We start from the raw sequence: 21,674 nt of genomic DNA, 5'->3' as shown, positions 1-21,674 counted from the left end.
CCCCTCGACAACGCCCCGAAACGGGTGGAACAGTGGCGGCTTAACAGGAGGGATGAGGATGGATCACCACCACCGCCGGGGACAGCCGCTGGCCCGTGACGCCATGGCGTATGTACTGGCCGGCGGACGTGGCAGCCGCCTGTTCGAGATGACCGACACGCGTGCCAAGCCGGCCGTGTATTTCGGCGGCAAGGCGCGGATCATCGACTTCGCCCTGTCGAATGCGCTCAATTCCGGCATCCGGCGCATCGGCGTCGCGACGCAGTACAAGGCGCACAGCCTGATCCGGCACCTGCAACGCGGCTGGAACTTCCTGCGCCCGGAACGCAACGAAAGTTTCGACATCCTGCCCGCATCGCAGCGCGTCTCGGAGACGCAATGGTATGAGGGTACGGCCGACGCGGTGTTCCAGAACATCGACATCATCGAAAGCTATGGTCCCGAATTCATGGTCATCCTGGCTGGCGACCACATCTACAAGATGGATTACGAGATCATGCTCCAGCAGCACTGCGACAGCGGTGCAGACGTGACCGTCGCCTGCATGGAAGTGCCACGGATGGAGGCGGTCGGCTTCGGCGTGATGCACGTCGACGAGAACGACCGGATCGTCGATTTCGTCGAGAAGCCCGCCGATCCGCCGGCGATCCCCGGCAATCCGGAGATCGCGCTAGCGTCGCTCGGCATCTATGTCTTCGCGACCAAATTCCTGATCGAGGAACTGCGCCGAGACGCCGCGACCGAAGGATCGGACCGCGATTTCGGCAAGGACATCATCCCCTATCTGGTCAGGCACGGCCACGCGCAGGCACACCGTTTCAGCGCATCATGCGTGCGGTCCGACGGGGAGCCGCAGGCCTATTGGCGCGATGTCGGGACGATCGATGCGTATTGGGAGGCGAGCATCGACCTGACCGATGTCGTGCCCGAGCTCGACCTGTACGAGAATAGCTGGCCGCTCTGGACCTATTCGGAGATCACGCCCCCCGCCAAATTCGTCCACGACATCGACGGCCGACGCGGGTCGGCGGTCGCCAGTCTGGTGGCGGGCAACTGCATCGTGTCGGGCGCATCGATCAACCGGTCGCTGCTGTCGACCGGCACGCGCGCGCACAGCTTCTCCATGCTGGACGAGGCGGTGGTGCTGCCGAACTGCCATATCGGCCGCGGCGCGCGGTTGCGGAGAGTGGTGATCGATGCGGGCGTTCAGATCCCCAACAGTCTGGTGGTCGGCGACGATCCGGTACTGGACGCGTCGCGGTTCCGGCGGACGGATCGAGGCGTGTGCCTGATTACGCAGCCGATGATCGACCGGCTGGGATTGTGAGGATGTCGAAGGATCTCCCCCTCGCCGTGGGAGAGGGGATGAGGTGATGCAGACCCTCTCCGTCGCGTCCGAAGCCTATCCCCTCGTCAAGACCGGCGGCCTCGCCGATGTCGTCGGGGCCTTGCCCGCCGCGCTGGCCGCGCATGGCATCGCGACCACCACGCTGCTGCCCGGCTATCCGACGCTGGCCGCCGCCACCCGCAACGGGCGGGTCGCCCATCGGTGGCCGGACCTGCTCGGAGTCGAGGCGCGGCTGATCGAGGCGCGGATCGGCGAACATCCGCTGCTCGTCCTCGACGCGCCGGAGCTATTCGCGCGGCCGGGTGGTCCCTATGCCGATGCGGACGGGCGCGACTGGAGCGACAATTGGCGGCGCTTCGCCGCTCTGTCCCGGGCTGCGGCGGACCTTGCGGCCGGGCAGATCGACGGTCACCGTTTCGACGTGCTGCACGCGCATGACTGGCAGGCGGCGCTCGCCCCCGTCTATGCGCGGGCACTGGGAGTCGGGGCGAAGACGGTCGTCACCGTCCATAACATCGCGTTTCAGGGCAGTTATGACGCCGGCATCTTCCCCGCGCTGGGCCTGCCCGCGTCCGACTGGACCATCGACGGCGTCGAATATTACGGCCAGGTCGGATTTCTGAAGGCCGGGCTGAACGCCGCCGACGCGATCACCACCGTGTCCCCCACCTATGCCCGAGAGATCCTGAAGCCGGAGTTCGGCATGGGGCTGGAGGGACTGATCGCCACGCGGTCGCGGCAGGGGGCGCTGCATGGGATCGTCAACGGGATCGACCCGAAGGTCTGGAGTCCCGATGCGGACACCGCCCTGCCCGCGCGGTACGGCGTCGCAACGCTCGATCGGCGCGCCGCCAATCGCGCTGCGGTCGAACAGGCGTTCGGCCTCGACCCCGCGCCCGGCCCGATCTTCACTGTCGTCAGCCGGCTGACATGGCAGAAGGGCATGGACGTGCTGGCACAGGTGCTGGACCATCTGGTCGAGCGCGGCGGCCGGCTGGCCCTGCTCGGGTCGGGGGACGCGGCGCTGGAATATGCGTTCCTCGCGGCGGCGGAGCGGCATCGCGGGCGGGTCGGCGTGCGGATCGGCTATGACGAGGGCGTGTCGCATGTGTTGCAGGGCGGGGCGGACGCGATCCTGATCCCGTCGCGCTTCGAACCCTGTGGTCTGACGCAGCTTTACGGTCTTGCTTATGGTTGCGTGCCGGTCGTCGCACGGACCGGCGGACTGGCGGATACGGTGATCGACGCCAACGAAGCGGCGCTGGCGGCGGGCGTCGCGACCGGCATCGTGCATGACGGCGTCAGGCCCGAGGCCCTCACTCATGCGATCGATCGCACCGTCGCGCTATATGCCCAAGCCGATCGCTGGCGCGCGGTGCAGCGAAACGGGATGCGCGCCGACTTTTCCTGGGGCAGAAGCGGCCGACTCTATGCCGACCTCTACCGCGATCTAACGGGATCATCATGACCATCACCGTCTCCACGACCCCCTATACCGACCAGAAGCCGGGCACGTCCGGCCTTCGCAAGAAGGTCCGCGTGTTTCAGCAGCCGAATTACGCCGAGAACTTCATCCAGTCGGTGTTCGACGCGGTCGAGGATAAGGACGATGCAACGCTGGTGATCGGCGGCGACGGCCGCTTCCTGAACCGGGAGGTGATCCAGATCGCGATCCGCATCGCCGCGGCCAACGGTTTCGGTCGCGTGGTCGTCGGGCGCGGTGGCATCCTGTCGACGCCCGCCGCCAGCAACATGATCCGCATCCGCGGCGCACTCGGCGGGCTGGTGCTGTCCGCCAGCCACAATCCCGGTGGGCCGGACGAGGATTTCGGGATCAAGTACAACATCGCGAATGGAGGCCCCGCACCCGAAAAGGTGACGGAGGCGATCCACGCGCGCACGCTGACGATCGACCGCTGGCTGACGGTGGAGGCGGGCGACATCGACCTCGACGCCGACGGCGAGACGATGCTGGCGGGGATGACGGTCGAGGTGGTCGATCCGGTCGCTGATTATGCCGAACTGATGCGCAAGCTGTTCGACTTTGAGGCGATTCGGAGCGCCGGGCTGACGATGGCGTTCGACGCGATGAGCGCGGTGACCGGTCCCTACGCGACCGAGATACTGGAGCGGCAGCTCGGCTTCGCGGCGGGCACGGTGCGGAACGGCACGCCGCTGCCCGATTTCGGCGGGCACCACCCCGACCCCAATCTCGTTCACGCGCATGAGTTGTACGCGACGATGATGGCACCCGATGCCCCCGATTTCGGGGCCGCGTCGGACGGCGACGGCGACCGCAATCTCATCATCGGCCGCAACATCTTCGTCACGCCCTCCGACAGCCTCGCGATGCTGGCGGCCAACGCGCACCTCGCGCCCGGATACCGTGGCGGATTGAAGGGGATCGCGCGGTCGATGCCGACCAGCGCCGCCGCCGACCGCGTCGCCGCCGCGCTGGGCATCCCGTCGTTCGAGACGCCGACCGGCTGGAAATTCTTCGGCAATCTGCTCGATGCGGGGCTGGCGACGATCTGCGGCGAGGAGAGCGCCGGCACCGGCAGCGATCACGTCCGCGAGAAGGACGGGCTGTGGGCGGTGTTGTTGTGGCTCAACATCCTCGCGGTGCGTGGCCAGTCGGTCGAGGCGATCGCGCGCGAGCATTGGGCGACCTATGGTCGCAACTATTACGCCCGTCACGATTACGAGGGCGTGGAGAGCGACCGCGCCGATGCGCTGATGACCGAACTGCGCGGCAAACTGGGCGATCTGCCCGGCCAGCGGTTCGGCGACCTGATCGTGGAGGCGGCGGACGATTTCGCCTATGAGGACCCGACCGATGGTTCGGTCAGTCGCAACCAGGGCATCCGCGTGCTGTTCGAAGGCGGCAGCCGCGTCGTGTTCCGCCTGTCCGGCACCGGCACCAGTGGCGCGACGCTGCGCGTCTATCTCGAACGGTACGAAGCGACGGCCATCGACGGCGACACGACGAAGATGTTGGCCGGTATCGCCGTCGCCGCCGACGCGATCGCCGGCATCGTCCGGCATACGGGTCGCGAGCGTCCGGACGTCGTGACGTGAGCGTGCCCGCCTGGGGCGCTCGTCCGGACGCCTCGGGCACGCACTTCGCGGTTCTTGCACCGGATGCGAGCGCGGTGTTCCTGTGCCTGTTCGACCGCGACGCCCCCAACGATGACGGCGAACGGCGGCTGCCAATGGAGCGTAGCGGTGACGGCTGGACCCTGACGGTGCCGGGCGTGCGCGCCGGCGATCGTTATGGCTATCGCGCGCATGGGCGGTACGAACCCGCGGCGAACCTGTGGTTCGATCCTGCCAAGCTGCTGGTCGATCCGTGGGCGATCGAGCTGGACCGCCGCTTCGTCTGTGACCCGCGACTGGCGATGTTCGGAGAGGACACCGCCGCACTGGTACCGAAGGCGATCGTGCCCGCCGTCGCGTCGCGCGGGCCACCGCCGCCGCCCGCTTTCGCGCCGGGCGGGCTGATCTACGAACTGAACGTGCGCGGCTTCACGATGCGGCATCCGGAGGTGCCGCCGGAGCAGCGCGGCACGATCGCGGCGCTCGCGCACCCGGCGGTGCTGCGGCATCTGACGAAGATCGGTGTCGCGGGGGTCGAGTTGATGCCGATCATCGCGTGGATCGACGAACGGCATCTGCCGCCGCTGGGGCTGGTCAACGCTTGGGGCTACAACCCCGTCGCGCCGATGGCGCTCGATCCGGGCCTGTGTCCCGGCGGGGTCGAAGAACTGGCGACGACGGTCGCGGCGTTGCGGGCGGCGGGGATCGGCACGCTGCTCGATGTGGTGTTCAACCACACGGGGGAGAGCGATGCGGCGGGGCCGACCTTGTGCCTGCGCGGGCTCGATCCGGCGGCTTATGCGCGGGATGGCGCGGGGCGGCTCATCAACGATTCGGGGACGGGCAACACGCTCGACTGCTCGCGGGAGCCGGTGCGGGAGCTGGTGCTCGCGTCGTTGCGGCATTTCGCGTCCCTGGGTGTCGACGGGTTCCGGTTCGATCTCGCCCCGATCCTCGCGCGCGGGCCCGGCTTCGATCCCGCCGCGCCGATCTTCGCGGCGATCGCGGGCGATCCGGTGCTGCGGGACCGGATCATGATCGCGGAGCCCTGGGATACCGGCCCAGGCGGCTATCAGTTGGGGCATTTTCCGGCGAACTGGCTGGAATGGAACGACCGGTACCGCGACGACGTGCGCCGCTTCTGGCGCGGCGATGGCGGCGCAGGCGTGCTGACGACGCGGATCGCCGGATCGTCGGATGTGTTCGGCGGCGCGCCCGGATCGCGATCCGTGAACTTCGTCGCGGCGCATGACGGCTTCGCCTTGGGCGATGTCGTCGCCTACGCACAGCGCCACAATGAGGCGAACGGCGAGCAGAACCGCGACGGCCATGCCGAGGAAGTCGCATGGAACAGCGGCGTCGAGGGGCCGAGCGGCGATCCCGCGATCCGCAGCCGCCGCGATGCCGATGTGCGTGCGATGCTCGCGACGGTGTTCGCGTCCAAGGGCACGCCGATGCTGACCGCCGGCGACGAGTTCGGCCGGACGCAGCGCGGCAACAACAACGCCTATGCGCAGGACGAGACGACGTGGCTCGACTGGGAGCATCGCGACGTGGCGCTGGAGGATTTCGTCGCGGCGCTGTCCGCGTTCCGGCGCGACTGGCCGCTCGCGGACCCCGCATGGCTGGCGTCGGCGGACTGGCGCGACCTGTGCGACCGGCCGATGACCCCGGAACGGTGGATGGGCGCAGGCGGTTTCCTGTTGCGCCTGCCTGCCGGTGACGAGACGATGTTCCTGCGCGTCGATCGCGGCGAACGGCGGGTGACGCTGGCGCGGGCGACGATGCTGGAGAGTCGACTGTGATGCTGATGATGCTGGCCGCCGCCGCCGTTGCCGCCCCCATCGCCGCTGTGCCATCCAGACCGTTCCCGCCCTCGCCGGCGCAGGTGTACGGCCCGCTCTACGAGGCGGTGCAGATGCGCCAGATCTTCCCAGATTCAAAGACGTTCGCGGATGCCGTCCCAAAACGGCCGGCGGCGGCGATCATGGCCGCGTACAAAAGCTGCAACTGCGACACCGATCCGGCGCTGAAGGCGTTCGTCACCGGGAATTTTACGTTGCCCGCCGAACGCGTGGTGACGCCGCAACCGACGAGCAGCCTCTCCGAGCATATCGACACGTTATGGCCTCATCTGACGCGCACCACCACCAGCGGCCCCGCGGGATCGTCGGCCTTGTCGCTGCCCAAGCCCTATGTCGTCCCCGGTGGGCGGTTTCGCGAGCTGTACTACTGGGACAGCTATTTCACGATGCTGGGCCTGCCCGCGGCGGGGCGACAGGACCTGATCGAGACGATGGTCGCCGATTTCGGCAGCCTGATCGATCGTTACGGCCATATCCCCAACGGCACACGCACCTATTATCTCAGCCGGTCGCAGCCGCCGGTCTTCTACCTGATGTCCGGCCTGTCGCGCGATGCCATGACGCTGGCTACCCGCACCCGCCAGCTTCGCGCCGAACATGCGTTCTGGATGGATGGCGAAGCGGCGCTGAAGCCGGGGCAGCAGCATCGCCGCGTCGCGCGGCTGGCCGATGGATCGCTGCTCAACCGCTATTGGGACGACCGCGACGATCCGCGCGACGAAAGTTACCGGGAGGATGCCACGCTGGCGGATCATACGCCGGACCGCGATCGGGCCGAACTGTTCCGCAACCTGCGCGCCGGGGCGGAGAGCGGCTGGGATTTCTCTTCGCGCTGGTTCGCGGACGGGCGGACGCTGGCGACGATCCGGACGACACGCTTCGCCGCGGTCGATCTCAACAGCCTGTTGCTGGGGCTGGAGCAGGCGATCGCCACGAACTGCCGGACACTGACCGATACGGCGTGTGCGACGGAGTTTGGCCAGCGGGCGGAGGCGCGGACGCGGGCGATCCGCCGGCATCTGTGGAACGGGCGCTTCTTCGCCGACCATGATCTCGACACCGGCCGCGCCAACACCGTGCTGACCGCTGCGACGATGTTCCCGCTGTTCGTGGGGGCCGCGACGCCCGATCAGGGCCGCGCGACCGCGGCGGCGTTCCAGCCGTTGATCGGCGAGGGTGGCGTGATGACCACGGGCACGCCCAGCGGCCAGCAATGGGACGAACCCAATGGCTGGGCTCCGCTCCAGTGGATCGCGATCACCGGCCTGCGCCGCTATGGCGAAACCGCGCTGGCGACCCGGATCAAGGCCGGCTGGCTGGCGGGCGTGCAGCGGGAATATGCCGCGTCGGGCAAGCTGCTGGAAAAATACGACGTGGTCGAACGCAAGCCCGGAGGCGGTGGGGAATACCCCAATCAGGACGGTTTCGGCTGGACCAACGGCGTCACCCGCGCACTGTTGGCGGAGACGCCCTGAGATCCTGCGTTCAGCGCTGCATCCGCATCATCTCGCCCATCGGCATCAGGTTGTGGTCGAGGTGGTTCATGATCCAGATCGTCCCGATCAGCACCAGCCCGACGATCAGCACGCCGAACGCCAGCGCCAGCACGTTGTTGCTGTTGTCCGGCCCGGTGGTGATGTGCAGGAAGAAGACGAGGTGGATGCCCATCTGCGCGACCGCCAGCGCGATCAGCGCGACGGGGATGCCGGGTCCGTAGATCAGGCCGGTGCCCGCCGCCCAGAAAGACGCGGCGGTCAGCAGCGTCGCCAGCCCCAGCCCGACCAGATAGTTGCGGACCTGGATCGCGACCGACGCGCCGTCATGCTCGTCGCTTTCACCCGGCGCCGAATCGCCCGGCTCGTGACCGGTTTCCATCTCCATGTCGCGTTCGCTCATGCCGCCGCTCCCGCGCCGAGAAGGTAGACTACGGTGAACAGGGCTACCCAGATGATGTCGAGCGCATGCCAGAACAGCATGAAACACGCGATCCGCCGGTCGATGTCCTCGCGGAAACCCTTGGTCCAAACCTGCGCCATCATCGTCGTCAGCCATGCAAGGCCGAGCGCCACGTGGACGCCGTGGCAACCGACCAGCGCGAAGAACGCCGACAGGAACGCGCTGCGCCCCGGCCCTGCACCCTCCCCAATCAGGTGCAGGAATTCGTAGAGTTCCAGCGCGAGGAAGCCGGCGCCGAGCAACGCGGTCGCGGCCATCGCGACCTGAAACCATTTGGTGGAGCGGGCGTGCATCGCGATACCCGCCATGCCGCAGGCGAAGCTGGACAGGAGCAGCAGCGCGGTTTCCCCGGCGACCAGCGGCAGTTCGAACAGATCGCGTCCGCCCGGCCCGCCCGCCGTCTCCCCGACCAGCACGGCATAGGCCGCGAAGAACCCGGAGAACATGATGAAGTCGGAGAGCAGGAAAATCCAGAAGCCATAGGCGACGACGATCCGCTTCGACGCCGGTCCCTGCTCGCTGATCGGCGTGTCGCCGTGGCCGAGATGGTTGGGATCGCCCCCGCCATGGCCATGACCGTGCCCGCCGCGCCGGGGTGCCGCATGCGCGCTCATGCTATCCTGTCCTCGGGCAGGCCGAGCAGGATCGCCTTGGCGCGACGGCGCTCGGCATCCCGGCGGCGGGCCTCCTCCGCCGGCACCTCATATTCCCCCTCGTCCCGCCACGCGAAGACCACGAAGGTCGCCCACGCGCCCAGAAAGCCGAGGATGACCATCCACCAGATATGCCAGATCAGGGCAAAGCCCATGATCGTCGCGAAGAAGGCGGTGACGATGCCGGTCGGCGAGTTGTGCGGCATTTCGAAATGCTCGTATTCGGGCTGGTCGCTGAGCTGTTTCTTTTCCAGCGCGCGCGACTTGATGTCCCAATACGCCTCCTCGCCCTGCACGTTCGGCAGCACGGCGAAGTTGAAGGGCGGCGGCGGGGAGGTGGTGATCCATTCCAGCGTCCGGCCGTCCCACGGATCGCCGCTGGTGTCCGCCAGCCGCTCCCGGTCGCGGATCGAGACGTAGATCATGACGATCTGACACCCGATGCCGATCGCGATCAGCACCGCGCCGACCGCCGCGGCGATCAGCCACGGGTGCCATGCGGCGACGTCGTAATGGCCCAGCCGCCGCGTCATGCCCATCAGGCCGAGCACGTAGAGCGGCATGAAGGCGACGTAGAAGCCGACGATCCAGAACCAGAAGGCCCGCTTGCCCCAGCGCTCGTCCAGCGTAAAACCGAACGCCTTGGGCCACCAATAGCTGAGCCCCGCGAACGCGCCGAACAGCACGCCGCCGATCACGACGTTGTGGAAATGCGCGACGAGGAACAGCGAGTTGTGCAGCACGAAGTCGGCCGGCGGTACGGCGAGCAGCACGCCCGTCATGCCGCCGATCACGAACGTGACCATGAACCCGATCGACCACATCATCATCGACGTGAAGCGGATGCGGCCACCATACATCGTGAACAGCCAGTTGAAGACCTTCACCCCCGTCGGCACCGCAATAATCATCGTCGTGATGCCGAAGAAGCCGTTGACGTCCGCCCCCGCCCCCATCGTGAAGAAATGGTGCAGCCAGACCATGAACGACAGGATGCAGATGACCATCGTCGCCGCGATCATCGACCGATAGCCGAACAGCGGCTTGCCCGAGAAGGTCGACACGACTTCGGAGAAGATGCCGAATGCAGGCAGGATCAGGATGTAGACTTCCGGATGGCCCCATGCCCAGATCAGGTTCACGAACATCATCTGGTTGCCGCCAGCCTCGTTCGTGAAGAAGTGAAATCCGAGATACCGATCGAGCGTCAGCATCGCGAGCGTCGCAGTCAGGATCGGAAAGGCGGCGACGATCAGCAGGTTGGCCGCCAGTGATGTCCAGCAGAACATCGGCATGCGCGTGTATCCCATGCCGGGTGCGCGCATCTTCAGGATCGTCGTCACCAGATTGACGCCGGACAGTAACGTGCCGACGCCCGATATCTGGATCGCCCACAGATAATAATCGACACCGACCCCGGGCGAGAAGCGCAACTCGCTGAGTGGCGGATAGACGACCCAGCCGGTTTTCGCGAATTCGCCCACGACGAGACTGATGTTAAGCAGCAGCGCGCCGCTGGCGGTGAGCCAGAAGCTAACGGAGTTGAGCGTCGGAAACGCCACATCGCGGACGCCGAGCTGGAGCGGCAGCGCGAAGTTCATCAGGCCGATCATGAACGTCATCGCGACGAAGAAGATCATGATCGTGCCGTGCGCGGAGAAGATCTGATCGTAATGGTCGGGCGGCAGATAGCCGGGATTCATATACGCGATCGCCTGCTGCGACCGCATCAACAGCGCGTCCGAAAATCCACGGAGCAGCATCACCGCCGCCAGCAGGCAGTACATCACGCCGATCCGCTTGTGATCGACGGAGGTGATCCACTCCTTCCACAGATAGGGAAACAGCCCCTTCTTCCACACCCAGCCGAGAATGCTCAGGATCGCGATCGCCACGACGGCGGACGACACCAGCGGCAGCGGCTCGTCGAACGGGATCGAATTCCAGTTCAGCTTGCCAAAGATCGGCGAGATCTGCCCCGTCTCGACGGGGTGCAGCGGGCTCACTTCTTGTCCTCCCGGCCGGAATCGGCGGTGTCGCGGACCGACGCACCGGCATGCGCGACGATACGATCGTACAGGCCGGGCAGCACCGCGCGGTAGCTGAACGGCGTCTTCACCGACGATGCCTGCCGAGCGAGCTTGGCGAAACCGGGTCCGTCGAGCAACGGTCCCGCCCCCCGCGTTTGCGCGACCCAGCCGGTGAACTGCGCGGGCGGGATGGCATCGACGATGAAATTCATGTCGGCGAACCCCTCTCCGCTGTAGTGCGCGGACATGCCGCGATAGCGGCCGGCCTGGTCGGCTTGCAGATGCAGGCGCGAATCCATCCCCGACATCGCATAGATCTGGCTGCCGAGCTGCGGCACGAAGAAGCTGTTCATCACGGTGCCGCTGGTGATGCGGAAGCGGATCGGCGTGCCGACGGGGATGACGAGGCGATTAACCGTCGCGACGTTCTGGCCGGGATAAATGAACAGCCATTTCCAGTCGAGCGCGACGACCTGGATTTCGATCGGTGCGACCTTCGATGCGATCGGCTTTTCGGGCGCGAGATCGTGACTGCCGATCCAGGTGATGCCCGCGAGGAAGATGACGACCAGCGCCGGCACCGACCAGACGAGCAGTTCGACGCGGCCGGAATAGGTCCAGGTCGGCAGGTACGTCGCGCGTTCATTGCCGGCGCGAAACCACCACGCGAAGCCGAGCGTGGCGACGATCGTCGGAACGACGATGCCGAGCATGATGACGAGCGAGTTCAGGAGCACGGTCCGTTCACCGGCCGCGACCGGCCCGGCAGGATTGAGGACGCCCGGCTCGCAGGCGGCCAGCAGCAACGCGGCGGCCAGCGCGGCGATGCGGATCGAGCGAGGTTTACCGGCGATCACGGCTTGGCTCTACGCCTGCCGACGATCCGCTGCTAGGCTGAGGATGGTGAAAAACGCCGCCGGACAACATGGATCATGAAGATGATGACCCCCTCTCCCATGCCTCGCTGTCGCAGCTCACTGTTCCTGCCTGCATCGAACGCACGGGCGATCGTCAAGGCGCGCGGATTGCCGTGCGATGCGGTGATCCTCGATCTGGAAGACGCGGTCGCGCCGGATGCCAAGGTTACGGCGCGGGAGGCCGTGCGGGCGGCGGTCTGCGATGACGGCTTCGGGGACCGGTTGCTGGTGGTCCGCGTGAACGGTGCGGACACGGACTGGGCCGCGGACGATCTGGCGATGCTGGCGACCGCGCCACCGGATGCGGTGTTGTTGCCCAAGGTCGACGGAACCCCGACCCTGCGGGCGGCGCGGACGGTGCTGGGTGAGAATGGCCCGGCATTATGGGCCATGATCGAGACGGCGCGCGGGATCGTGGCGCTGCCGGAGATCGCCGCGACGGCGGCGGAACTGCGGCTGACGGCGCTGGTCGCGGGGACGAACGATCTGGCACTGGACCTGCGGTGTCGACCGGGATCCGATCGGGCACCGTTGCTGCCGGCGCTGGGGGCGATCGTGACGGCGGCTCGGGCGGGCGGGATGCTGGCGCTCGACGGAGTGCTGAACGTGTTCGACGACCCGGCGCGGCTGGCCGCGGAATGTGGTCAGGGCTCGGATTGGGGCTTTGACGGCAAGAGCCTGATCCACCCGTCGCAGATCGACGCGGCCAACGCTGCATTCGGGCCGGGCGAGGCGGAGATCGCCCGGGCGCGGGCGATCGTTACGGCGTTTGCGGCCCCCGATGCACAAGGGCGCGGGGCGATCAGTCTGAACGGCGAGATGGTGGAGCGCCTTCACCTTGCCGAGGCGCAACGCGTGCTGGCGATAGTCCAATAGCTAGCGGCGCGGAAATTATGTCAGTCCTGCTCGCGGGGCGGGCGGCGATATGTCACCACCCGCCCTAAATCATCACATCCGCTGCAGTTCGTTGATGTGCATCTGCACGACGGGGGCGATCTTGGCGGCGGCAGCTTTCAGAGGCGCGGACGCGCCGTTCGACGCGTAGCCCTGATGCAGCGCCAGCGCCTGTTGATGTGCGGTCTTCTGCTGCTGGATATAGGCTTGGTCGCGCGCGGCGCCATTGGCGGCGCGCAGCTTGGCGATGTTGCTTGCCTGCATCGGCTCCAGCGTAGGCGGCGGTACCGGGACGCCGGCCTGACCGGCGGCGGCTTTCACGTCGTTGGTGCTCTTCGTGTGATGAGCGATCATCTGGTTCGCGAACTGGCGAACCTTGGCGTTCTTCGTGGAGGCGAGGACGAGTTGGCTCGACTGCTTCTCATACAGGTCGCTGGCTCCGGCCTTGGCGACGTAGGTGTTCGGGGTCACGGCCTGCGCGTGGACCGCGGCGGGCATGATCGCGAGCGCGGCGGCGATGCTGAAAGTGCGGATCATCGTATCTCTCCTGTTGAAACGCCGTGGCAGCGATGCTGCGCGGGCGGGTTCGACCGGCGGTGCAATCCTCCGCCGGGTTGCGGAGTTCCCCTGCGATCAGGGCAAAATGCCTAGCTTTGCGAGATACTTACTTCGATCAACACGATTTCGCTACGCCGCCTTGCGCGCCGTGTCGTTCGCCCTAGCGGCCGATCCAGTCGGCAACTTCGGCGGCGACCTGATTGGCGGCCTGATTGAGCGCCGGTCCGGTCGATGCCGCGTCGATCGCGGTCACCGGCACGCGCGCCTCGAACCGGCGCTTCTCGGTCGCCGGCTGGCCAGCCCGCTGGAGCGCGCCGTCGAACGTCACCACCGCCTCCCGCGTTGCCGCGTCGAGGCCGAAGCTGCGCAGTTCGCCCTCCAGATCGTCATTCGCCTCCGCGATCGCCTGGACGGGACTGAGCACGACGCGGCCGGTACGTGCCGCAACGGTGTCGGACACAAGCCGCGCGAACAGGCGCGCAGGTGGTTCCGACCATTGGGCGTCCTTGACATAGGCGACGCTGGTCGCGCTGGTCGCCACCGGCACGCGCTGCGTCGCCAGAGATTGCGGCGTCACCGGCACGCCGATGACGATCGACTTGGCGGTCGCGGAGTTCTGGACCTGACCGACCGGCACCTGTGCGGCCGATTCCAGCTTCAGCAGCGTGTCGGGCGGAGTCGCCCCGAAGCTGATGCAGCCGGCGAGCGGAAGCGCGGCGAGGAGGCCGATCGCGATCGAGAGCGTCTTCATGCCGATACCCCTCACTTACCCTTGTAATCCGGCAGCTTCTGCTGCCCGATGAGCGAACTCGCGCCCTGTTGGTCGACCTTTTCGGCCACCGACGACAGCGCCGCCGCGGTCGTGCGCAGATCGCGAACCAGCCGGTTCGCCTCCGGGATCGTCTGCCGCGAGAAGGTCTGGAGGCCGGGCCGCGCGTCGTTGATCGCCCCATTCAGCGTTTCCGCGGATTGCTGCGCCGCCGCGATCGCACCGTTCAGGTTGCGGATCGTCGGCTGAATGTCGTTCGCCAGCACACCGTTGGTCGTCGCCGCCAGCGCGCCGATCTGCTCCGCCGCATTGCCCGCTTGCTGGATCGCCACGCGGGTCTGCGCCAGCGTCGCCGCGATCTCCGGCCCGCGATCGGCGAGCGCATCGGTCAGACGGTTGGTATTTTCCAGAATGCCGGCGATCGACGCCTGATTGCGATCGGTTAGCAGACCCGTCAGCCGCTCCGTCAGCGTCGACAGCCGCTCCAGCAATTGCGGCGCGGAGTTCAGGATCGCGCCGAGGCCGCCCTGCTTGGTCGGGATCACCGGCACGCCGTACGGGCATTTGTCGGCGACCGGCGTTTCCGGACACGCAATCGGCGGCGCACCCTTCCGCGCACCATCCAGAGACACCTGACTGACGCCCGTAAAGCCAACGCCGGAGATGCTGGCCGTGGTGCCGAGCAGGATCGGCGTGTCGTGGTTGACGCTGATGCGGACACGCACGAACTGCGGGTCGTTAGCCCACAGGGCGATCTGCTTCACCTGACCCGACGGCACGCCCGAGAACGTCACCGCCGAGCCGCGAGCCAGCCCATCGACCGACTGGCGGAAGAAGATGTCGTATTCCTTCGCCTCGGTGCTGCCGAGCCGCGCGATCCAGACGGTGAACAGCGCGAGCACCCCGAGCAGGATCAGCACGACGGCACCGACGAGGACGTGATTAGAACGGGTTTCCATCAGCTTGCCCTTGCTGCGTTGTCGGCGGCGGCACCTTGCGAGCGCTGGCCGGTCTCGTTGGCAGCGACCTCGGTCGGATGCGCCTCCGCCGGTGTATCGGCCTTGCCGAGTTCCTGCGTCGTGGCGGCGGCGCGGCCGCGTGGTCCCTCGAAATACTCATGGATCCACGGATGATCGAGCGCCTTCAGCTCGTCGATCGTGCCGACCGCTATGACCTTCTTGTCGGCCAGCACCGCCACCCGGTCGCAGATCGCATAAAGCGTGTCGAGGTCGTGGGTGATGAGGAACACGGTCAGCCCCAGCGTCCGCTGCAGCGACTGGATCAGGCCGTCGAACGCCGCCGCACCGATCGGGTCGAGACCCGCGGTCGGCTCGTCGAGGAACAACAATTCCGGGTCCATCGCCAACGCACGGGCGAGGCCGGCGCGCTTCTTCATGCCGCCCGACAGTTCGGCGGGGTATTTCGGCCCGGCATCGGCGGGCAGGCCGGTCATCACGACCTTGTACGCGGCGATTTCGTCGATCAACGCGGGGGATAGATCGCGATAGAATTCGCGAAGCGGCACCTGCACGTTTTCCGCCACCGTCAGCGTCGAGAACAGCGCACCGCCCTGGAACAGCACGCCCCAGCGCTTGCGGATATTGGTCGCCTCCGTCTCGTCGCGGCCGATCGTCGGCTCTCCGAAGACGGTGATGTCGCCGGCGTCGGGCGACTGGAGGCCGATGATCGAGCGCATCAGCACCGACTTGCCGGTGCCCGAGCCGCCGACGACGCCGAGTATCTCGCCGCGCCGGACCTGGAGGTCGAGACCCTCATGGATGACCGATTCGCCAAAACTGTTCCGCAGACCCTTTACGTCGACGATGATGTCGTCGTCGCGGCGGCTGTCCCGGGCTGCGTTGGAGGTGGCCATCAGTTCCACCCGATCCACGTGAAGAACACCGCGAAGAACGCGTCGAGCACGATGACGAGGAAGATGCCCTGCACCACCGCCGACGTCGTGCGCAGTCCGACCTGCTCCGCATCCGCCTCCACCTGCATCCCCTGAAAACAGCCGGCAATGGCGATGATCGCGCCGAACACGGGTGCCTTGATGAGGCCGATATAGAGGTCGGTGATCGGCACGACCTCTCGGATGCGGGCGACGAAGGTGACCGGTGGAATCTCCAGCGTGACCCAGGACAGCAAGCCGCCGCCGATCAGCGCGATCATCGATGTGTAGAAGCCGAGCAGCGGCATCAGGACGATCGCCGCCAGGGTGCGGGGCAGCACCAGCGCCTCCATCGGCGACACGCCGATCGTCCGCATGGCGTCGATCTCTTCGGTCAGCTTCATCGTTCCGAGCTGCGCGGCGAAGGCCGAGCCGGAGCGCCCGGCGACCATGATTGCGGTCATGAGCACGCCGAGTTCGCGGAACGTCAGGCGGCCGACGAGGTTGATCGTGAACACCTCCGCACCGAACTGACGAAGCTGCACCGCACCCTGTTGCGCGATGACCATGCCGATCAGGAAGCCCATCAGGCCCAGGATCGCGAGCGCGGACACGCCGACCGTTTCGAACTCATGCACGACGGCGTTGAAGCGGAACCGCCGCGGGTGACGGATGACCTGTCCGAACGCGATGACCGTCGCGCCCATGAAGCCGAGCAGGCCATACAATGTGCGGCCGGCGGTGACGACGGCATCCCCGACCTCCCCCAGCACCCGCTTGAAGCTCGACTGATGACCGGGGCGAACGGAAACCGGCGTGTCGGACTGGACGACCTGATCGAACAGATGCTGGCCGTCCGCGCTCAACCCCTCGACAGGGGCATCGTGGCGGGCGGCGAAGCGGTGGACGACCCATGCGCCGACGGTGTCGATGCGATCGACTCCGCTCATGTCGACGCGGGCGACCTTGCCGTCGACGCGATCGAGGCGGTCGGGCAGCGTGCCGAGCCGCGCCAGCGACAGGTCGCCGGCGAATCGGACCGTATCCTGATCTCGATCAAAAGTGGCACCGTCGCTCATCGGACCACTCCTTGGGCGAATCGTTGCTGAACGGCAAGGCGGCTTGCCACCGCGACGGACCGTTTCCGAAAACATCCGGCCATTGCGATCAAAGCAGACCGTCAACGAGATGCAGGCACAGACCGACCAGCCCGCCGACAATCGTGCCGTTGATGCGGATGTACTGGAGATCGCGTCCGACCGCATTCTCCAGCCGGCCGGTGATGGTCCGTACGTCCCAGCTTCGCACCGTCTCCGATACCAGCCGAACGATACCATCGCCATAGTCGGAGGCGATACCGACGACCGTGCGGCGGACGAAACGGTTGATCCGGGCCGCAAGCGCCCGGTTCTGGCGCAGCGTCGCGCCAAGCTGGCGCAGCACCTCGCCCAGCTTTCCCGCCATCGCGCGCTCGGGATCGCGTGCGACGTTGAGCAGCGCACCCCGGGCCTGTTCCCACAACCCGTCCAGCCACCGCGCCATCGCCTGATTGGCGAGAAGTTCCTCCTTCAGCGACTCGACGCGAGCCTGGGTGGCGGCATTGTACTGAAGATCCCACGCCAGGCGATCGAGCCCCTCCTCTGCCTTGACCCGCATCGGATGCTGCGGATCGTCGGCCATGTCGGCGAGCAATTTTTCGAGGCCGCCGATCAGCTTGTCCGCCAGCGTCTCGTCCAGCCCCGTCCAGCGCAGGATCGCGCCGGCGCGGTCGTGGACCATCTGGCGGATCAGCGTGTCGTTGCCGGACAGTGCATTCGCGCCCCAGCGGATCGCGGCATCGAGCAATGGCCCATGCCGCCCTTCCGCCATCGCCGCCTTGAGCAGTTGGCCGGCGAGCGGCGATACCTGCGTATCGCGCAGCCGCCCTGCCACCGCAGCCTTGACCATGCCACCGAGCCGCGCGGGATCGAGACCGTCGAGCATGCCGGCGACCAGTGCCGACGCGCCCTGCCGGAACCGGCCGCCGGCGCTTTCGGGCGGATCGGTCAGCCAGCGTGCAACCGCTTCCGCCACGTCGAGTCGCCGCATCCGGCGCGCGACGACGTGCGGGATCAGAAAATTGTCACGCAGGAATTGCGCGAGCTGGTCGCCGATCCGGTCCTTGTTGCGCGCGACGATCGCCGTGTGCGGGATCGGCAGGCCGAGCGGGTGGCGAAACAGCGCCGTCACCGCGAACCAGTCGGCCAGCGCGCCGACCATTGCCGCCTCTGCAAAGGCGCGGATATAGCCCCAGCCGGGATGGAGCGGCACCAACTGACGGCTGGCGAGGAACACCGCCGCCATCAGGATCAGCAGCCCGGTGGCCAGTCGGCGCATCCGCACGAGTCCCGGTGGCGGCGCCTGGGTCGCCAGCGGGGATCGGGGGGCGAACGTCATCGCTTGCACAATACCCGAACCGGCCACTTGGTTCAGCCGGTTCGTGACGGAGCCGTTCCGGTGTTCGCGACGATCGGCGTCATTCGGCGGGATGCGGACGATCCGCATCGTAACCGATCTTGCCCGCCGGTGCGCCGAGCGGCGTCGGCGCGGACGGGCCGGCAATCACCGGGCCATCCTCGTCACCGGGACGATAGGTGAGCAGGCGGCGGCCCAGCTTCGGCCCGATCCACTCTTCCATCCCGATCGCGAGGCTGAAGCTGGCAGGCACGATGCAGAGCGTCAGGATCGTCGACAGGAACAGCCCGCCGATCACGGTCACCGCCATCGGCTGGTTGAACGATCCGTCGCCGCCCAGCGCCAACGCGGTCGGGATCATGCCGGCGATCATGGCGACCGTGGTCATGACGATCGGCTGCGCCCGCTTGTGCCCGGCATCGAGGATCGCGGCCAGCGGCGGCACGCCGACGCGCATCTCCTCCAGTGCGAAGTCGATCAACAGGATCGAGTTTTTGGCGACGATGCCGAGCAGCATCAGCAGACCGATCAGCACCGGCAGCGAGATCGGCATGCCGCACAGGTGCAGCGCGATCGCCCCGCCCAGCGGCGCCAGCAGCAGCGAGCCGAGGTTCACGAACGGCGGCATCGCACGGCGATACAGCAGGATCAGCACCGCCAGCACCAGCAGCACGCCGGCAAATACGGCGATGACGAAGTTCTGGATCATCTCCGCCTGCCATTTCGCCTCGCCGGAGGCGGCGTAGTGCACACCCTGCGGCAGGTTCTTCATGATCGGCAGTTCCATGATCTTCGACCGCTCCTCGCCGGCGATCGCGCCGGGTGCGAGGTCGGCGCCGATCATGATGCGGCGTTCCTGGTTGAAGCGACGGATTTCCGACGGCCCCGCCCCGAAGCCGATTTCCGCGACGACGCGCAACGGCACGGTGCCCCCGCGGGAGGTCTGAACGGGCAGGTTCTGGATCGTCGACAGGTTGCGGCGGCTATATTCGTCCAGCGCGACGCCGATCGGAATCTGGCGATCGGGCAGCGAGAACTTCGCCGCGTTCTGCGCGATTTCGCCCTGCGTCGCGATCCGGATCGTCTGACTCAGCGCCGCCGTCGTCACGCCGAGATCAGCGGCGAGGTCGAGCCGCGGCGTGATGACCAGCTCAGGCCGCGGCAGATCGCCCTCGACTCGCGGCGCCCGCAGATTGGGCAGCGTCCGCATCTCGTTGGCGAGCGTGTTGGCGGCCTTCATCAGTGCGTCGGGATCGGCACCCGCCAGCATCAGCGACACCGCGCGGCCACCGCCGCCGCCGCCGCCAAAGTTGATCCGGGCATCCGGAATCTCGTTCAGCAGCACCGCCGTCTCGCGCTCGAAATCGATCGAACTACGCTTGCGGTCCTTCTTCAGTGTGATGGCGATGCTGGCATTGCCGATGCGGACGTTCTCGACGGCGGAGCGAACCTCCTGCTGCTGGCGCAGGATATCGGCGACGCGGCTGGTGACCGCCTCCGTCTGCGCGAGCGTCGTACCGGGCGTCATCGTGATCGAGACGCGGCTGAAATCATTGTCGCGCGGCGGCTGGAACGTGAACGGCAGTGTCGCGAACGCGCCGATCGTGGCAAGGAACGCGAGGCCGCCGATCGCCATCGTCCACCAGCGATTGCGCAGCGTCCAGCGCAGGATCGCCATGTAGACGTCCATCGCCTTGCCCTCGCCATGTTCGGCGTGGCCGTGCGCTTTCAGAAAATAGGCCGCAACCATCGGCGTTATCAAGCGCGCGACGGCAAGGCTCATCAGCACCGCGACGACGACCGTAATGCCGAAATTCTTGAAGAACTGACCGGCGATACCCGGCATCAGGCCGACCGGCAGGAACACCGCAACGATCGAGAAGGTCGTCGCGACGACCGCGAGCCCGATCTCGTCGGCGGCGTCGATCGATGCCTGATACGCGGTCTTGCCCATCCGCATGTGGCGGACGATGTTCTCGATCTCCACGATCGCATCGTCGACGAGCACGCCCGCCACGAGGCTGAGCGCCAGCAACGTCATGAAGTTCAGGCTGAACCCCATCAGCGACATGATCCAGAAGGTCGGGATCGCCGACAGCGGGATCGCAAGCGCGGAAATCACCGTCGCGCGGCCGTCGCGCAGGAACAGGAAGACGACCACGACCGCCAGAATCGCGCCTTCGAGCAGCGCGTGTACGGCGGACTTATACTGCGCCTTGGTATAATCTACGCTGGTGAATTGCTGGATGAACCGGAACTTCGGGTTCTCCTTTTCGATCTTCGCCAGCTCCTTCACGGTCGCGTCGTAGAGCGCGACCTCGGACGCGCCGCGCGCGCGCTGGATGCCGAAGCCGACGACCTGATGGCCGTTGACCTTGGAGAAGCGCTTCTGTTCGAGCGAGGTGTCGCGGATCTGGGCGATGTCCGCCAGCTTGACCATCCGGCTCATCGTCTGGAGCGTCTGGCCCCCATTGGCGATCTGGTTTCCGGCAATCGGGATCTGAAGCTGGCCGACCTCGTACGCGGTCTTGGCGCTGCCGACGATACGGAGCGACTGCTGCGACCCGCCAATCTCCGCCTGACCGCCCGCCGCATTCTGGTTCACGTTACGCAGCGCCGAGTTCACCTGGCTGGCGGTGATGCCGAGCGACTGCATCTTGGCGGGATCGAGGATGACGCGGATCGCGCGATCGACGCCGCCCGAAAGGTCGACCTTCTGCATGCCCGGAATACCGAGCAGGCGCTTGACGACGACGGTGTCGACGAATTCCGACAAACCCTCCATCGTGGTGTCGGTACCCTCGACCGACCATGTCGCGATCGAATCGTCGTTGATGATGACGCGCTCGACGCGCGGTTCGATCACGCCGTCCGGCAATTCGCTGCGCACCGACGCCACCGCGTCGCGCACGTCGGTGACGGCCCGGTCGACCGGGGTCGAGAAATCGAACTGGATGAAGGTGCCGCTGGAGCCTTCGCTGATCGTCGAATTGATCTCGTCGACGCCTTCCAGCCCGCGGATCGCCGCTTCGACCTTGGTCGTGATCTGCGTCTCGATCTCGGTCGGGGCGGCACCCGGCTGGCTGATCTGGACGTAGACCGCGGGGAAGGTGATCTCCGGGCTGTCGTTCACCTGCATCCGGTTGAACGAGATGATGCCCGCCAGCGTCAGCGCCATGAACAGGACGAGCGGGACGACCGGATTCCGGATCGCCCAGGCGGACATGTTGCGAAAGCCCATCG

Annotated in this window: 17 protein-coding genes; 6 read left to right on the top strand and 11 right to left on the bottom strand. The window is 66.8% G+C overall.

The features are described 5' to 3' along the window. Positions 1-58 precede the first annotated feature (58 nt). Genes glgC through treA form a run of 5 tightly spaced genes read left to right on the top strand, consistent with a single transcriptional unit; the run spans position 59 to position 7,784 of the window. Positions 59-1,327 (top strand): glucose-1-phosphate adenylyltransferase, encoded by a 1,269-nt coding sequence (gene glgC / locus ASG07_RS00885; protein WP_082474405.1) that lies wholly within the window; start codon positions 59-61, stop codon positions 1,325-1,327. 46 nt (positions 1,328-1,373) lie between these two features. After that, a complete protein-coding gene (gene glgA / locus ASG07_RS00880; RefSeq protein WP_055840899.1) occupies positions 1,374-2,816 on the top strand; it encodes a glycogen synthase GlgA in 1,443 nt (480 codons plus the stop codon). Next, the gene (locus ASG07_RS00875; RefSeq protein ID WP_055840895.1) at positions 2,813-4,426 is read left to right on the top strand and encodes an alpha-D-glucose phosphate-specific phosphoglucomutase; all 1,614 of its coding nucleotides are present in this window, start codon (positions 2,813-2,815) and stop codon (positions 4,424-4,426) included. Before glgA ends, ASG07_RS00875 begins: the two co-directional genes overlap by 4 nt. Positions 4,427-4,428: 2 nt before the next feature. Then, on the top strand, positions 4,429-6,249 hold the full coding sequence (glgX, locus tag ASG07_RS00870; protein ID WP_055840892.1) for a glycogen debranching protein GlgX: 1,821 nt from the start codon (positions 4,429-4,431) through the stop codon (positions 6,247-6,249). Continuing rightward, a complete protein-coding gene (gene treA, locus ASG07_RS00865; RefSeq protein WP_236694469.1) occupies positions 6,249-7,784 on the top strand; it encodes an alpha,alpha-trehalase TreA in 1,536 nt (511 codons plus the stop codon). The genes glgX and treA overlap by 1 nt, the downstream gene beginning before the upstream one ends. Positions 7,785-7,794: 10 nt before the next feature. On the opposite strand, the gene cyoD is transcribed toward treA, so the two are convergent. Genes cyoD through cyoA form a run of 4 tightly spaced genes read right to left on the bottom strand, consistent with a single transcriptional unit; the run spans position 7,795 to position 11,805 of the window. After that, the gene (gene cyoD / locus ASG07_RS00860; RefSeq protein WP_055840889.1) at positions 7,795-8,205 is read right to left on the bottom strand and encodes a cytochrome o ubiquinol oxidase subunit IV; all 411 of its coding nucleotides are present in this window, start codon (positions 8,203-8,205) and stop codon (positions 7,795-7,797) included. Beyond that, positions 8,202-8,879 (bottom strand): cytochrome (ubi)quinol oxidase subunit III, encoded by a 678-nt coding sequence (locus ASG07_RS00855; protein WP_055840885.1) that lies wholly within the window; start codon positions 8,877-8,879, stop codon positions 8,202-8,204. The genes cyoD and ASG07_RS00855 overlap by 4 nt, the downstream gene beginning before the upstream one ends. Then, positions 8,876-10,924: a cytochrome o ubiquinol oxidase subunit I gene (gene cyoB / locus ASG07_RS00850; RefSeq protein WP_236694468.1), complete on the bottom strand. Its 2,049-nt coding sequence runs from the start codon at positions 10,922-10,924 to the stop codon at positions 8,876-8,878. Before cyoB ends, ASG07_RS00855 begins: the two co-directional genes overlap by 4 nt. Then, entirely contained in the window at positions 10,921-11,805 is an 885-nt protein-coding gene (gene cyoA / locus ASG07_RS00845) for a ubiquinol oxidase subunit II (RefSeq protein ID WP_055840882.1), read from the bottom strand. Before cyoA ends, cyoB begins: the two co-directional genes overlap by 4 nt. A 75-nt stretch (positions 11,806-11,880) precedes the next feature. Between cyoA and ASG07_RS00840 the strand changes: the two genes are divergently transcribed. Beyond that, positions 11,881-12,741, top strand: coding sequence for an HpcH/HpaI aldolase/citrate lyase family protein (locus ASG07_RS00840; protein ID WP_236694467.1), 861 nt, complete (start codon positions 11,881-11,883; stop codon positions 12,739-12,741). Between the two features lie 72 nt (positions 12,742-12,813). On the opposite strand, the gene ASG07_RS00835 is transcribed toward ASG07_RS00840, so the two are convergent. The 7 genes from ASG07_RS00835 to ASG07_RS00805 all read right to left on the bottom strand — a co-directional run bounded on the left by ASG07_RS00835 (position 12,814) and on the right by ASG07_RS00805 (position 21,672). Then, positions 12,814-13,296: a DUF4142 domain-containing protein gene (locus ASG07_RS00835; RefSeq protein ID WP_201780934.1), complete on the bottom strand. Its 483-nt coding sequence runs from the start codon at positions 13,294-13,296 to the stop codon at positions 12,814-12,816. A gap of 181 nt (positions 13,297-13,477) precedes the next feature. Next, positions 13,478-14,068, bottom strand: coding sequence for an ABC-type transport auxiliary lipoprotein family protein (locus ASG07_RS00830; protein ID WP_055840879.1), 591 nt, complete (start codon positions 14,066-14,068; stop codon positions 13,478-13,480). 11 nt (positions 14,069-14,079) lie between these two features. Then, positions 14,080-15,045: an MlaD family protein gene (locus tag ASG07_RS00825; RefSeq protein ID WP_055840878.1), complete on the bottom strand. Its 966-nt coding sequence runs from the start codon at positions 15,043-15,045 to the stop codon at positions 14,080-14,082. Beyond that, the gene (locus tag ASG07_RS00820; RefSeq protein ID WP_055842712.1) at positions 15,045-15,959 is read right to left on the bottom strand and encodes an ABC transporter ATP-binding protein; all 915 of its coding nucleotides are present in this window, start codon (positions 15,957-15,959) and stop codon (positions 15,045-15,047) included. The genes ASG07_RS00825 and ASG07_RS00820 overlap by 1 nt, the downstream gene beginning before the upstream one ends. Further along, positions 15,959-17,056, bottom strand: a complete 1,098-nt coding sequence (locus ASG07_RS00815; protein WP_055840875.1) for an ABC transporter permease — start codon at positions 17,054-17,056, stop codon at positions 15,959-15,961. Before ASG07_RS00815 ends, ASG07_RS00820 begins: the two co-directional genes overlap by 1 nt. A gap of 88 nt (positions 17,057-17,144) precedes the next feature. Further along, a complete protein-coding gene (locus ASG07_RS00810; RefSeq protein ID WP_055842709.1) occupies positions 17,145-18,413 on the bottom strand; it encodes a DUF445 domain-containing protein in 1,269 nt (422 codons plus the stop codon). Between the two features lie 79 nt (positions 18,414-18,492). After that, a complete protein-coding gene (locus ASG07_RS00805) occupies positions 18,493-21,672 on the bottom strand; it encodes an efflux RND transporter permease subunit (protein WP_055840871.1) in 3,180 nt (1,059 codons plus the stop codon). Positions 21,673-21,674 lie beyond the last annotated feature (2 nt).

Origin of the sequence: Sphingomonas sp. Leaf343, assembly GCF_001423765.1 — a bacterium.
Taxonomy (GTDB): Bacteria; Pseudomonadota; Alphaproteobacteria; order Sphingomonadales; family Sphingomonadaceae; genus Sphingomonas.
This window is presented reverse-complemented; position numbering and strand designations above follow the sequence as displayed.

Coding starts and splice junctions, on each gene's coding strand:
- glgC (WP_082474405.1), top strand. CDS start 59: ATGGATCACCACCACCGCCGGGGACAGCCGCTGGCCCGTGACGCCATG.
- glgA (WP_055840899.1), top strand. CDS start 1,374: ATGCAGACCCTCTCCGTCGCGTCCGAAGCCTATCCCCTCGTCAAGACC.
- ASG07_RS00875 (WP_055840895.1), top strand. CDS start 2,813: ATGACCATCACCGTCTCCACGACCCCCTATACCGACCAGAAGCCGGGC.
- treA (WP_236694469.1), top strand. CDS start 6,249: ATGCTGATGATGCTGGCCGCCGCCGCCGTTGCCGCCCCCATCGCCGCT.
- cyoD (WP_055840889.1), bottom strand. CDS start 8,205: ATGAGCGAACGCGACATGGAGATGGAAACCGGTCACGAGCCGGGCGAT.
- ASG07_RS00855 (WP_055840885.1), bottom strand. CDS start 8,879: ATGAGCGCGCATGCGGCACCCCGGCGCGGCGGGCACGGTCATGGCCAT.
- ASG07_RS00840 (WP_236694467.1), top strand. CDS start 11,881: ATGAAGATGATGACCCCCTCTCCCATGCCTCGCTGTCGCAGCTCACTG.
- ASG07_RS00835 (WP_201780934.1), bottom strand. CDS start 13,296: ATGATCCGCACTTTCAGCATCGCCGCCGCGCTCGCGATCATGCCCGCC.
- ASG07_RS00830 (WP_055840879.1), bottom strand. CDS start 14,068: ATGAAGACGCTCTCGATCGCGATCGGCCTCCTCGCCGCGCTTCCGCTC.
- ASG07_RS00825 (WP_055840878.1), bottom strand. CDS start 15,045: ATGGAAACCCGTTCTAATCACGTCCTCGTCGGTGCCGTCGTGCTGATC.
- ASG07_RS00820 (WP_055842712.1), bottom strand. CDS start 15,959: ATGGCCACCTCCAACGCAGCCCGGGACAGCCGCCGCGACGACGACATC.
- ASG07_RS00815 (WP_055840875.1), bottom strand. CDS start 17,056: ATGAGCGACGGTGCCACTTTTGATCGAGATCAGGATACGGTCCGATTC.
- ASG07_RS00810 (WP_055842709.1), bottom strand. CDS start 18,413: ATGACGTTCGCCCCCCGATCCCCGCTGGCGACCCAGGCGCCGCCACCG.
- ASG07_RS00805 (WP_055840871.1), bottom strand. CDS start 21,672: ATGGGCTTTCGCAACATGTCCGCCTGGGCGATCCGGAATCCGGTCGTC.